At 53.6% G+C, this 13758-nt stretch carries 8 protein-coding genes and 1 pseudogene; 2 read left to right on the forward strand and 7 right to left on the reverse strand.

Features of this window, described 5'->3' with window-relative positions; all coding sequences use genetic code 11:
• Together HMPREF9412_RS16670 and HMPREF9412_RS16675 are read left to right on the forward strand one after the other, a co-directional pair.
• Nucleotides 1–188, forward strand: a pseudogene (locus HMPREF9412_RS16670) (histidine kinase); the annotation flags it as partial.
• Nucleotides 166–1803: a response regulator transcription factor gene (locus HMPREF9412_RS16675; protein WP_009592814.1), complete on the forward strand. Its 1638-nt coding sequence runs from the start codon at nucleotides 166–168 to the stop codon at nucleotides 1801–1803. The pseudogene HMPREF9412_RS16670 and the gene HMPREF9412_RS16675, both read left to right, overlap by 23 nt.
• A gap of 127 nt (nucleotides 1804–1930) precedes the next feature.
• Here HMPREF9412_RS16675 and HMPREF9412_RS16680 read toward each other — a convergent pair whose 3' ends face one another.
• The 7 genes from HMPREF9412_RS16680 to HMPREF9412_RS16710 form a co-directional block, all read right to left on the reverse strand.
• Nucleotides 1931–3964, reverse strand: a complete 2034-nt coding sequence (locus tag HMPREF9412_RS16680) for a beta-galactosidase (protein WP_036672527.1) — start codon at nucleotides 3962–3964, stop codon at nucleotides 1931–1933.
• A gap of 78 nt (nucleotides 3965–4042) precedes the next feature.
• The gene (locus HMPREF9412_RS16685) at nucleotides 4043–6442 is read right to left on the reverse strand and encodes a glycoside hydrolase family 95 protein (protein WP_036672529.1); all 2400 of its coding nucleotides are present in this window, start codon (nucleotides 6440–6442) and stop codon (nucleotides 4043–4045) included.
• Between the two features lie 172 nt (nucleotides 6443–6614).
• Nucleotides 6615–8327: an ABC transporter substrate-binding protein gene (locus HMPREF9412_RS16690; protein ID WP_009592819.1), complete on the reverse strand. Its 1713-nt coding sequence runs from the start codon at nucleotides 8325–8327 to the stop codon at nucleotides 6615–6617.
• A gap of 77 nt (nucleotides 8328–8404) precedes the next feature.
• Complete coding sequence (locus HMPREF9412_RS16695) at nucleotides 8405–9313, reverse strand: carbohydrate ABC transporter permease (protein WP_009592812.1); 909 nt, start codon at nucleotides 9311–9313, stop codon at nucleotides 8405–8407.
• A gap of 15 nt (nucleotides 9314–9328) precedes the next feature.
• Nucleotides 9329–10291: an ABC transporter permease gene (locus HMPREF9412_RS16700; protein ID WP_009592813.1), complete on the reverse strand. Its 963-nt coding sequence runs from the start codon at nucleotides 10289–10291 to the stop codon at nucleotides 9329–9331.
• 588 nt (nucleotides 10292–10879) lie between these two features.
• Nucleotides 10880–12436 (reverse strand): response regulator transcription factor, encoded by a 1557-nt coding sequence (locus HMPREF9412_RS16705; protein ID WP_009592818.1) that lies wholly within the window; start codon nucleotides 12434–12436, stop codon nucleotides 10880–10882.
• The coding region (locus tag HMPREF9412_RS16710; protein WP_009592815.1) for a sensor histidine kinase at nucleotides 12411–13758 on the reverse strand (1348 nt) is incomplete at its 5' end. The genes HMPREF9412_RS16705 and HMPREF9412_RS16710, both read right to left, overlap by 26 nt.

A 13758-nucleotide genomic window follows, 5' to 3' on the forward strand; every position in this document is an offset into this window, starting at 1 on the left:
AGGTTCTGTCCGAGCTGGAGACGGAAGACAGCAGCGGAATCGGACTCATCAACATCATGACGAGGCTGAGGCTGTACTATCGTGGAAAATCCAAATTCAGCATCGAAAACAACCAGCCGCACGGCTTTCGTGTAGTGCTGACTATAAATGTGGAAGGTGAAACGGATGAAGGCATTGATCGTGGATGACGAGTCTCGCGTGCGCAAAGCCATCCGCCTGCTGGTCCAGTGGGAAGCGCACGGGATTACCGATATAGAGGAAGCGGCCAACGGGCTAGAGGCGATGGAGCTGATCCCGGCGTTTCGGCCCCATCTTGTGCTGATGGACATGCTGATGCCCCTCAAAAACGGCGTGGATCTCATGGAATGGATTCACAAGCATTACCCGGACATCAAATTCATCGTCATCAGCGGGCATGACGATTTCGAATTCGTGCGCAACACCATCTGGTACAGCGGCACGGATTATATCCTGAAACCCATCGAGGAGGACGTCATCAACCAAGCGGTCGCCAAGGCGACCGCGGCATGGAAGGCGGAGGAACAAGAACGCCTTGCGGCGCGGCAGCAGCATGTTCAGGTGAACGAGTACCGGCCGGTCTATTCGGAGAAGCTGTTATCCAGCCTTATTGATGACAGGAGCGCCCATTCCCAGGTGGTTAACCGCCTCAGGGATGAAGGCATCGTGCCGGCGCAGACCAACGCAATACGTCTGGCCGTCATGCAAATCGACAAGTCAGATCATGTGCTGTACAGCCGCTTCGGCCATCATCAGGATCTGCTGATGTTCGCCCTGTTGAATATTTGCAATGAATTTCTGCAAAAGGACCGGATCGGGATTGCTTTCCGTCCATTCGGATCGCCGCATCAACTGGTCCTCTTATTGTGGGAACAGCTCGCCACGGTCCCTACGCTGCTTCAAGAGATCAATAGCGGGATGTTTCGGACGCTGTCGCGCCAGATGCATTTTGGCATAAGTCCGGAAGGTCGATATCCGGTAGACGTTCCCGAGCTCTATGCCCAATGCTCGAATGCCCTGCGTTCGCGTGATTTAACGGTCCTGAACCATTTCATCCACGATGCCGAGCAGCAGCGCCGATCCGGGATGGATCATCATCGGGGCGTTCAGTTCAGCGGGTTCGAGGATACCTGGAAGCTCGCTGTACTTAGCGGTCAGCCTGCTCCCATTGCCGAGGCCGTCGATTCGTTCCTTGCCGCCATCCGAAAAAGCGGCGTTCTCACGCCGGAGCTTCTGGAGCGATGGGACCGCGAAATTGATCGGTTCGCCAATCACGTCATTCATGAAACCGCAAATCCGTCGTCTGAGGCTTTGTTGAAATTGTACAAAGAGGAAAGCGCCACCATCGAGCGGCCAAGCCCGGACAAATATGTATGCTCCCTGGCAGAATGGCAGCAGTATTGGGATCAATTAATGAGCCTACTGGCCTCGGCGCTGCAGTCCCAGAAGCAGACGGGGCAGGACCTGATCCACGACATCACGGCGTATATCGAGCAAAACTATCAGAATGACGTATCACTGTACGATATTGCAAACCGGTTTCACGTAAGCCGGGAGTACATCTCCCGCAAATTCAAGCAGAAGCACGGGATTAATATCCCCGAGCATCTGAACCGGATCCGCATCTCGAAGGCCAAAATCCTGCTGCAAAATCCGGGGCTGAAAATGGCCGCGATTTCCGAAATGGTCGGCTTTAAGAACGAGAAATATTTCAGTCTTGTTTTTAAGAAACAAGAGGGCATTTCGCCCAAGGAATTCCGAAAGCTGCACGAGAAGGAAGCCTAGAATGGGCAGCGGTCGATAGCTTCAGATTAAAAATAAAGCAGAGAAGTTCGGGAGTCCCCGCCTTCTCTGCTTTTTGTTGAGAGCGCTTCAAGCTGTTCACTCTTCTTGGAAAGCCCTTATGTTACCTCTATCCTAACCGCTTCTCTAATATCAACACGCCTCGTGCCGGCACTTCGCAGGTATCCCGAAGCTCCTCCCCTGTCAGCAGGTCAACATAGGTTTCCCCATCCAAGGACACGGATTTGCGCTCGGGCATGTGATTAAGCACAAAGGTAAACTCCGCGTCCTCCTTCACTCGCTTTGTCACCTCAACGCCTTCGGGAGCGTTCAGGACAGGCTCAATGCCATGGTCGCTGCATATCGTTTGCATCAAATCTCGCAGGAATTTAGGCTCCGGGCTTGTGGCCACATACCAGGCCTTCCCTTGTCCGAAAGCGTTCACGGTCAACGATGGCATGCCTTGATAGTAATCCGAGCCGTATTCGGCAACGACCTCTGCTCCCTCGGCATGGATCACGTCGCACAGAATGCCGCAGTCGTAGGTGCCTTCCAGCTGGCCTTTCCGTCCCCGCATCACCATCTGATTCTGCTGGCCCGGAAGCAGCGCATCAATCTCCTCGGCCCAAATTCCCATGACCTTGCGCAGCTCGCCCGGGTAACCGCCCAGCGTCACCAGATCATTCTCGTTCACGATGCCGCTAAAGAAGGTCGTCACAAAGGTACCGCCTTGCGATACAAAGGCCTCCACGCGTTCTGCAAATCCCAGTTTTGCCATATACATCACCGGCGCGATGACAACGTCATACTTCCGGAAGTCCTCTTCCACGCTGATCATATCGGTCTGAATATGCAGCTGGTGCAGGGCATCGTAATATTTATGGACCTCGTTCACGTAATTGAGGGCGACGGTCGGACCGCTCGACAGGTCAATGCCCCACCGGTTCTCCCAGTCGTAGATGATCGCGACTTTGGCATCGGAACGGGCATCCAGGATCCGGTCCCCCAGCTGCTGCAGCTCCTTGCCCAGCTCGACGCACTCGCGGAATACGCGGGTATGTTCATGTCCGACATGCTCGATGACCGCGCCGTGATACTTCTCGCAGGCCCCGATCGAACGGCGCAGCTGGAAGAACATCACCGTATCCGCGCCGTGGGCAACCGCTTGGTAGCTCCACAATCGCATTACCCCAGGGCGCTTGGCCGAGTTATACGGCTGCCAGTTCTGAACGCTCGGCGTCTGCTCCATCAGCATAAAGGGCTGACCGCCCTTAAGCCCCCGCATCAGGGCATGCGCCATGGCGGTATAGCTGTACGGAGTATCCAGCGACGGATAGTTGTCCCAGGATACGACATCCATCTCCTTGGCCCATTTGAAATAGTCCAGCTCCGGATAAAAACCCATAAGATTCGTGGTCACCGGTATATCCGGCGTGATCCGCTTCAATTCATCCCGCTCCAGCTTGTAGCAGTCCAGCAGGCTGTCGGACTGGAAACGGCGGTAATCCAGGGATATGCCTTGGAAATTCGTCCGGTTGCCGGACCACTCCTCGCTTAAAGCGTTAGGAACGACGATGTCCTCCCAGTCATAGAAGGTGTGGCCCCAGAAGCGGGTATTCCATGCCTTGTTTAGGGCATCCAGCGTGCCATATCGCTGCTCGAGCCAAGTCCGGAATGCCGCGGCGCAGTTGTCGCAGTAGCAGTACCCGCCATATTCGTTCGACACGTGCCAGATCAGGACGGCCGGATGATCCTTATAGCGTTCCGCCAGCTTGCCTGCCATGATTTTGGCGTATTTTCGGTAGGTGGGGCTGTTCGGACAGGAGTTATGGCGTCCGCCGAATTTGCGTTTGCGGCCCTCGTAGTCGACGCGCAGCACATCCGGGTATTTGCGCGCCATCCAGGCCGGATGAGCTCCCGTGCTCGTTGCCAAACAGATATACACCCCGTTCCGGTACAGCCGGTCAATCGTCTCGTCGAGCCAAGCAAAATCGTACGTATCCTCATTCGGCTGACTCAAAGCCCAGGAGAATACATTTATGGTGGCTACATCGATTCCCGCCAGCTTGAACATGCGGTCATCTTCCTTCCACGCTTCCGCATCCCACTGCTCGGGATTATAATCCCCGCCGTACCACATTTTCGGCAGCTTTTCGTTAATCATCAGCATTCAGCTCCTTTAGCCTTCATCATTTCGTATCCGGTTATCGTTCATCCAGCCCTGCTAGAGATTAGCCCTTATTCACAATGCCTCAATAGCAGCCAATGCAATCTGGTAGGTCATGCCGCTCACCGTCTCAAAAGAAAGCCGATCTCCCGTGGTCACAACGCTTCCGTCTTCCCTTCGAACGGCGAGAGGTTCGGAATATTGAATTCTGCAGTTCCGGCCATGCGTAGAGGTTATGCTTGCGGACGCAAGAATGCCGTCCTTCCATTCCATATCCACGATAAATCCTCCGCGGGCCTTCAATCCCCGCACGGAGCCTTCTGCCCACGCTTTCGGCAGCGCCGGCAGCAGCTGAATGGCATCCAAATGGCTCTGGAGCAGCATTTCCACAAGTCCGGCGCTGCCTCCAAAATTCGCATCGATCTGGAACGGAGGATGGTCCCCGAGCAGATTGGGATGCATGGAGCGGGAAATCAGGGTCCGGACATAATCATAAGCCTTCTCCGGCTGCTGCAGTCGGGCAAACAGATTAATGAGCCAAACGCAGCTCCAGCCCGTATGCCCCCCTCCGTGATCGATGCGCGACATAAGCGTACGATAAGCGGCTTCCGCAAGCTGCGGCGTATCTTGGAGGGTAATATCAGAGCCGGGATACAATCCGTACAGATGGGATACGTGCCGATGTCCGGGCTCCGCTTCCGGATACGGCTTGCTCCATTCCATGAGCCTGCCCTCGTTATCGATGGCGTAAGGCAGCAGGCGCTCGACCGCCATTTTCCATTCTTCCCGCAGTTCATCATCTTGCTCCAACAGCTGCGAAGCTTCGATGCAGTTATGGAATAAATCGCGAATGATGGCCATATCCATGGTCGAGCCTGCCGACACGCTGCAAGGCAGCCCTTCCTCGGTAAGAAACTGATTCTCCGGCGATGTCGACGGGCTGGTCACCAGATGCCCTTCCCCGTCTTCAATCAGCCAATCCAGGCAAAACAAAGCGGCTCCACGCATCAGCGGATACGCCGTTTCCCGCAAGTATTCAATATCCGGTTGGAATTGGTAACGCTCCCATAGATGGCGGCACAGCCAAGCACCGCCCATTGGCCAGTAGGCCCACATGGCTCTGCCATCGCTCGGACTGGCCATTCGCCATAAATCCACGTTATGATGGGCGACCCATCCACGGGCGCCATAGTGAATCTTCGCGGTCCGGGCACCGCTTACGCTAAGCTCCCGGATCATTTGGATGAGCGGCTCGTGGCACTCGCTCAGACGCGTCGTTTCCGCCGGCCAATAATTCATCTCGGTATTGATATTCGTTGTGTAATCGCTGTTCCATGGCGGCTGGACATGGGGATTCCATATACCCTGCAGATGGGCGGGCTGTGTACCCGGCCGGGAGCTGGCAATGAGCAAATATCTTCCGAATTGAAACATCAGCGCTTCGAGCGCAGCATCCTCCCGTCCTTCCCGGTACGCTTCCATCCGTTCGTCGGTGGCTAAAGCTGCTATGGAGCGCTCATTCTCTGGACGGCCAAGCTGAAGCTCCACGCGTCTGAACAAGGCTTGATGGTCCTGGACATGCCGTGAGCGCAATTGTTCAAAACCATGCCGCATGGCGTCCTGAAGTCTCTCCCTGCATATGCCGGACGGATCGGTACCGCCAGAACCCGGAAAACGATCGAAGCCTTCAAAATTCGTAGCAGCCGCAATCAGCAGCGTAACCGAGCCTGCCGCGGAAATGCGCATGCCGCTGTCATCGACCGTCACCTGGCCGCTGTCCGTCAAGGCCAGCAGCCTCATTTCGTACCGAATGCCCAGCCCATCCTCATAAAGCACCGACCCGGGATGATCGCCCCTGTAATTATCAGCAATATGGGTCGGAGCATGCCCATGCAACACCAGCGTCCCGTCTTCCTCTGTGCGTGTACGATGCTGCAGCGGTGAACGTAACCCGATCTCCAATTGGACGGAGCTGCTCCCCGTGCTTTCATAACGGATAACCCCGACCTGGTCAACCGCACTGATGAACATATCCCTGCTGAAAATAGGATCGGAGCCGCTTACTTGAAAACGAGTGGAAGCAATCCCCGTATCCAGGTTCAGTTCGCGCCTGTATTCCGAGCATGAATCCCCTATTCCCGACTGTCGGATCAACAGATCTCCCAGCGGCAAAAAGGACTCCGTATTTCTGCCAACCATCCTGCCCTCGATCAACTGTTCCGCTTCAGCATACTTGCCGGACGCAATCAATTCCCTTGCCTTTGCCAGATACCGGAGAGCCTCGTAATTATTCGTGTCCCGGGGAAACCCGGACCAGAGCGTATCTTCGTTCCATTGAATGCATTCTTCCTGCACGCCTCCGAACACCATGGCACCAAGGCGGCCGTTTCCAAGCGGAAGCGCTTCTTCCCACTTGGCCGCAGGCTTCCGGTACCACAGGGTTGTGTTCTTATGCTCTGCTGAATACAGCGTAATCCCCCCTTATGTCCAATGATTTTATAAAGGTCTTCTCGAAGAGCACCTGAAATCCTTCATCTATGGTTATATTTCTTCTAACTAAATTGAGGTCCGCGATTATAACAGCAGCCTGCCTTGAATAGCGGCAAAAGGGACCGCATATTGCCGGCCCCTTCGATTCGCCTCTACTTTAATTATTCCAGAGTTCCACGCGTTCGCGTACCAATTGGGTGTATTCCTGCTCCATTTTCTCGGCGCCGGCATCATTCAGTTCTTTGATGAACTGGTCATACAGTGCATCGAATTTCGCCGGATCGGCAAGAATGACTTCCGGAATCCGCTTCCGGGTAATCTCTTCCACCTTTTTGTACGTGATATTGATATTGGAGTCGCTCGGTACCGGAATGTTGTAAGCAACGCCCCACGGCTTCACATCAAATTCCTCTTGTTTCGGCCACAGGTCTTTCCACATTTCCGCGCCGTACGCTTTCAGCGTTTCCTTCGCGGCCGGCGTATAATTCTCGATGATCGTCTCTGGGAAGTTCGTTGTGTAATAGTTATCCGTCGAATCCTTCACGCCGTCGCCGTAACGAGGGAACATCGCATTGTACAAGCCGATTCCTGTTTCTTTCGTGAAGTTGGCGTTATCATAGGTTTTACGCTCTTGGACGTCTTCAGGAATAACTCGCTTGCCGTCCACCACGTTGTAATGCTCGCCTTCAATACCCCAATTCATCAAAACTTGCCCTTCTTCGGAAGCCAGATAATCCAGGAACTTGATGATTCGAACCGGATCCTTGGCGGATGTCGTAATGCCTACGCCCCATCCGGCGACGTAACCCGTGTCTTGGAACGTTGCATCCTTCGTCGACTCATCCAGCTGGATCGGGAATCTCGCATAGGTGCGGTTTTCCTTGCCGGCAGTTCTCAGTGCGTTCGTTGCATTGCCGAAGCCCCACTCCTGATCAATGACGCCAAGGACGCGGCCGGAGGAAATTTTCGCTTCGTATTGGTCCGTTTTCTGCACGAACGTTTCTTTATCCAACAAGCCCTCGGCGTTCATATGATTCAGCCAGCGGAAGTATTCCTTCTCTTCCGGCCGCTTGTAATGAAGCTTCGCCTCGGTTGTTTCCGGGTCGATATAGTACTCGCCGTCATCCGATACGCCTGTCGCGATAAACGCCGGGTTCGTTACCGAGATCATGATTCTCCATCCGTCCGCATTCAACGTCAGCGGAATCGTCGGCTGGCCGTCAATGGTCGGGTGTTTCTCGGCATAGTCTTTCAGCGCTTTCTCATAATCCTTCACCGTTTTCAGCTCAGGGTATCCGAGTTCTTTCAGCACCTCATGCTGGATCTGGAACGTGCCGCCGGCATCGAGTGCCTGATGGTCCACCGCTGCAAGCGTCGGAAGGACATAGATGGCTTCGTCCTCGTTGCTCCATTTCAGGCGGCTCATGTAATCTCCGTACACCTTCTTGATGTTTGGCGCATGCTCTTCGATCAGATCCGTCAGATCGATAAACGCCCCGGAATCCACGAACAGATTGGCGTCCCCCTTGGCAAATACCAAGTCCGGGTATTCCCCGCTCGCCACCATCAGCGGAAGCTTCTGATTGGAGCCGTCCACCGCATATTCGGCCTGGATCGTAATGCCGGTCTTTTCGGTCAGCTTCTTCCCGACCGCATCCTGCATGTTGGCCCAGTTCGCATTGGAATCCGCGCTGTAATACGTCATGGTCATCGGCTCGAGCTTCTCTTCCTGCTGCGTATCGCTTCCGCCGCTGCCCTCATCGCCGCCGTTTGCGCTATTGTTGCTGTCGCCGTTGCCGCACGCCGCCAGAACGAATGTAGCCATCATCATGATCGCGAGCAGGAGCGACAATCTCTTCTTATGTTTCATTGCTATACCCCCTAAATCGATTTTTGATCATTTATCGTATAACAGGACGTTGGGCCTGCTGATACCGTTACATGCGCTTAGCTTTTTACCGCTCCAAGCGTCATACCTTTCACAAAATACCGCTGCAGGAACGGATACACGAGCAATATCGGAACCGTTACCACGATCGTGATTGCCATTTTGATCGACTCCGGCGACACCTGCTTCACGATCTCGGCCATATTCTGCCCGGTCATCATGCCGCTGGTTTGCCCCTGGGTGCTCTGCAGCACCTTCATCAGCTCGAATTGGAGCGTGGTGAGATGGGGTGCGTTACCGTTGTAAAGATACGTATCGAGCCAAGAGTTCCACTGCCCGACAGCCAGGAACAGGGCGATGGTAGCCAACACGGGCTTACAGAGCGGAAGAATGATTTTGTAATAGATCGTAAAATCGTTGGCCCCGTCAAGCTTTGCCGATTCCTGCAGCGAGTACGGCAGGCTGTCGATGAAAGACCGGATGACGAATACGTTAAACGCGCTCACCATGCCCGGAATGATGTAGACCAGAAACGAATTCATCATGTTCAGGTCGCGGATCAGGATGAACACCGGAATCATTCCGCCGGAGAAGTACATCGTCAGCGCAAGAAAGGTCGACATGAACTTTCTTCCCTGAAAATCTACCCTGCTGAGGACGTAGCCCAGCATCGTGCCGCTTAGCAAGCCCAGAAAGGTCCCTGCAAGCGTACGGAGAATCGTGTTTTTGGCCCCGGTGACCAAGCCGTCGTATTTAAAAATCTGCACGTAGTTATCCAGCGTGAACTCCCTCGGCCAGATGTAGATTCCCCCGCGCACCGTATCAACGGAATCGTTCAGCGATATCGCCAGAACGTTCAGGAACGGGTAGAGTGTGACAATCATGACCAGTGCCATGATGGTAAAATTCGCGATATCAAACACCCGATCGGAGAGCGAGGGCTTGAATGCTGCTTTGGTTCGTGCCATGCTGTTTCCCTCCCCTTACATAATCGATTGCTTCGTGAATTTTTTGAACACGCCGTTGGCAAGCAGCAGCAGGATGATGCTTACGACCGAGTTGAACATTCCGATGGCCGTACCGAATGAAAAACGTCCCATGCCAAGTCCATAATTCAGCGCATACAGGTCAAGCACCTCGGAATAATCCACGACCAGCGGATTACCCAGCAGGAACTGCTTCTCGAAACCGATGCTGATCAAATGACCGATGGACATGATCAGCAGGATAGCAATCGTAGGGGCGATGCTCGGCAGCGTAATGTGCCATATTTGGCGAATCCGGCTCGCGCCGTCAACCTTGGCTGCTTCGAACTGCTCTTGATCAATCCCTGTAATCGCTGCCAAATAAATGATCGCGCTCCAGCCCATTTCCTTCCATATATCGGAGCCCGTGACGATGTACCAGAACAGGTTCCCCTGAGCCATGAACTGTATCGGCTGATCAATGAGCCCCAGCCACATCAGCAGCTGATTGACAGCGCCTCCATCCGTGGACAGCATTTTGGTCACGATACCGGCAACTACGACCCAGGACACAAAATGCGGCAGATAAGATATCGTCTGTACGGTCCTCTTGAATACGCTTCCACGAAGCTCATTCAACAAGACTGCGAATAGGATCGGAATCGTGAATCCAACGATCAATCCCATGAAACTCATGGCGAGTGTATTTCGCAACACCAGATAAAACTTATCGTCCGCGAAAAGTGCTGCGAAATGGTCCAGGCCCACCCATTTTTGCTCGAATATCCCTTTGCCCGGCTTGTAATTTTGGAATGCCATCAGCCAGCCCCACACCGGCAAATAACTGAAGATGAATACAATGACGATGAATGGAAGCGACATTCCGTACAGTACTTTCTGCTCTTTGAAAGTGGTCCAAAAGCCTTTCTTTTTCTTTGCGGCAGGTTGGATGCTGCTTTCCGTTTTTGTTACCGCTTTCAAACCAACCCCTCCTCTCTTGTATATCCTGATGATAAACCAAGCTGGGGCGGGGAAGTACCCGAAGGATTGGCTTAAAAATCATATAAAAATTAGACATTATACGGGAAGCAGAACGCTGAAAAACCCCTTTAGCCCGCTCCGTGTCCGGATCGTATCTACGACCGCTGTTAAATCCGGGAAACTTCCGGTCATAGTATAAGGTTGTTTCCAGCTTTAAAGGCGACCGCTGCCGCTTCTCCGATACGATTCCGGCCCCTCCGCTCGGAGCTTCGCAGCATTTGGCAGCTCCCCCAATAATGCCTTGGGGGAGGCACAGGAAAAACAAAAAGACGCGTGCCTTAGTCGCGTCTTATAGGGCAGCGATATGAAAGTACTTATGCTTAGTCTGGTTGTAGGTGAGAGTGATGAGGCGTGCAAATATTAACCATTTAGAATACGGCATCAGACGGCGCGGAGCTGCTTGAAGCCTATTTGCTGTGTGCCGGCTCACTGCAGTTCATGCGATACTCCGTCACAAGGGGCTGTATAACCTCGGCGCCACATCCGTTCTCTGCCGCGTTGTCGAATCAGCGTTACGGCACGGTTAAATTAAAGGTCCAGCTCCTTGCGGAAATTGGACGGAGACGTGCCGACGTATTTTTTGAATTTGCTATGAAAATAATCGACGTTCGTATAACCGACCTTCTCCGCGACCTGATACACCTTCATGCCCTGCCTCAAAAAATCTTTGGCTTTGTCGATCCGGACCTTATCGAGATACGTATTGAAATATTCCCCAGTCGTATTCTTGAACATTTTTCCAAGGTAAGCGCTGTTGTAATTAAATATCGAAGCCAGCGTTTCCAGCTTAATGTTCTCCTTGTAATTGCGCTGAATCAGATCCATGATGCGCTTCATCTCCTGATCCCGTCCGCCATTGCCCGCCTGCCAGATCAGCTCCTCCAGGAATTGGGACGAATGGCGGCACAGATCATAGGCCGTGCGCTGTCGGAATATTGCCGCAATCCGATCCGAGTATTCCTTCGTGCGGGACTGCAGCTCCGTATGATGCTGCATCAGTTTGTTGTACACCCCGGTTAGAAGCTCCACGAAGGCGCGTTTCATCCTCTCCTCCGTGTATTCTTCATTCACCATGGCATACGCTGCCGTATGCAGCAGCTTCTGCTGCACCTCCACATTGCCCACATCCACCGCATAATAGAGCTGTTCCATCAGCTGCTCCGGATCATAGGGCTGCCGTTCTTCATCCGTGTTGCCGCCGGCAAACCGCTCGGATTCAGGAAACAGCATCTCCCCTGGAGCATAGAAGAACCGCTCGCGGATCCGTTCTTTGGCACAACGATACGAATCCGCTACATCCTCCAGACGGTGGACCTGACGTCCCAAAGAGGCCGTTATCGCCGTGCCAGCCCGGCTTGCGGCTTCCTCTACCAACTGCAGCAATTCCTTACGTCCACCTGCCGTCAAGACCGGCGTGGGCATTAGGATACCGAGCTGTCCATGCATGGAAAACACCGCGCCGCGGCCGTTATCTTCAAAAGCTTCGATCAGCTGGTTTTTCAACCGGTCGTCGGTTTCCTCACCGGATTCATCGCTGCCGTTATGATGAACAAGCAGCACTTGGTAATGGTTCCATAACAGTCCCGACCGCTCGGCCATATGCCGCAAAGCGGCTGGATCGGGCTTGCTCTCCGGGTTGAACCATGTCTGAATGAACTGCTCGCGGCTCATATCGGAGGCTGCCCTGTTCAGCGCCTTCCTCTCCTGTTCCTGCTCGATGGCTTCTTTAATCTGCAGCAAATACTTGCTCAGCTCGTCCTCATCCACCGGCTTTAGAAGGTATCCGTCCACACGGTGGGAAATCGCCCGCTTGGCATAATCAAAATCGGCATATCCGCTCAAGATGAGCAGATGAATTTCGGAATCCAGGTTTCGGATGGCTTCGATCAGCTGCAATCCGTCCATTCCCGGCATCCGGATATCAATCAGCATCAAATCCGGGTCGTACTTCGCGTGCTTCTCCAGCGCTTCGTTCCCATTCGCTGCAGTATCAACAACCTGATACCCAAGCTCTGTCCATGGCACAATGCTCTTCAGCCCTTCGCGCAGTTTGGGTTCGTCATCCACGATCAACACTTTCATCATCGATCTTTCCTCCTGTCGGAATACTGAATTCAATACGCGTTCCTATGCCCGGTTCGCTATAAATAATCAGACCCGCTTCAGGGCCGTACGTGAGCTGCAGACGGACATGTACGTTACGGAGCCCGATCCGTCCGCCGTCCTTCTCGTCGGTATCGTTCAAATAGCCGTAGATCATTTGCAATCTGTCCAGGGATATGCCTGCACCATTGTCCTCGGTCATGACGTGCAGTTTCCCTTCGCTGGCCGTGACCCTGACCCTTATGGAGGTTCCCTCTTCTTTGTGATCCATCCCGTGTATGACCGCATTCTCCACAAGCGGCTGGATGATCAAAGGCGGGATTCTTACCCGGTTCGCTTCGGGGTCCACCTGAAGTTCATATTTCAGGCGGTCCTCATATCGGAACTTCTGAATGTCGAGATAGCACTGTACCATCTCGATTTCGTCCTTGATTGTGGTTTTTCCGCTGCCCACCTCGAGATTGCTCCGCATCATTTTGCCGAGCAGCCGCACGATCCGGGCAATTTCGGTCTCGCCCTTGAGATGGGCCTCCATGCGAATGGACTCCAGGGCATTAAAGAGAAAATGCGGATTGATCTGGCTGGCCATCATTTTGAACTTGATTTCGTTTTGCTTCTGCTCCATTAACCGCTTCTGTTCGTTGGACTCCTGCACTTCGTTCATCAGGTCGTTAACGTTGCCCACCATGGAGTTGAATTGACGGGACAGCTGGCCGATCTCATCCTTGCCGTCGATCTCCATGGCAACGCCAAGGTTACCGGTACCTACCTTCGTAATATGCTTGCTGAGACGCAGCAGCCGGTTCGAGATCAGTGAAGAGAAGCTGTAAATAAGAAGAACGGCCAGCAGCAGGCTGATGATGATGACGGTCATCGCCAGCTTGCTGATCCGGTTGGCATCCGCCACGATGCTATCGATCGAGAATATCGAAATAATGCGCAAGCCGTTCACTCCGGACTCCGTATTCAGCGGTTCGATCAGCACCTTGGAGGCTTCGTCATGGATGACCGACTCGTAGCTGCCGCTCGCGTGGTAAACGGCCCCGCTGGCATCTTCAATCTCGGCTAACGTTTTCCCGTACAGCTCCGGGCGGTTAGCCGCGACAATATTGTTACTGCTGTCCACGATAATCGTGTCGAACGCTTCCTGGCTCAGGATCGTATTGAGCATGCCGGTGTTGACATTGATCACCAGCACGCCGCGGTTGTCCTTGCTTCCAAGATCAACCCCCTTGATCAAGCTGAGGTACACCTTCTGATCACGCTCATCCTCAATGTAGTCCCAATAGATGACCCCGATATCG

Origin of the sequence: Paenibacillus sp. HGF5 (assembly GCF_000204455.1) — a bacterium.
Classification (GTDB): domain Bacteria; phylum Bacillota; class Bacilli; order Paenibacillales; family Paenibacillaceae; genus Paenibacillus_AQ; species Paenibacillus_AQ lautus_A.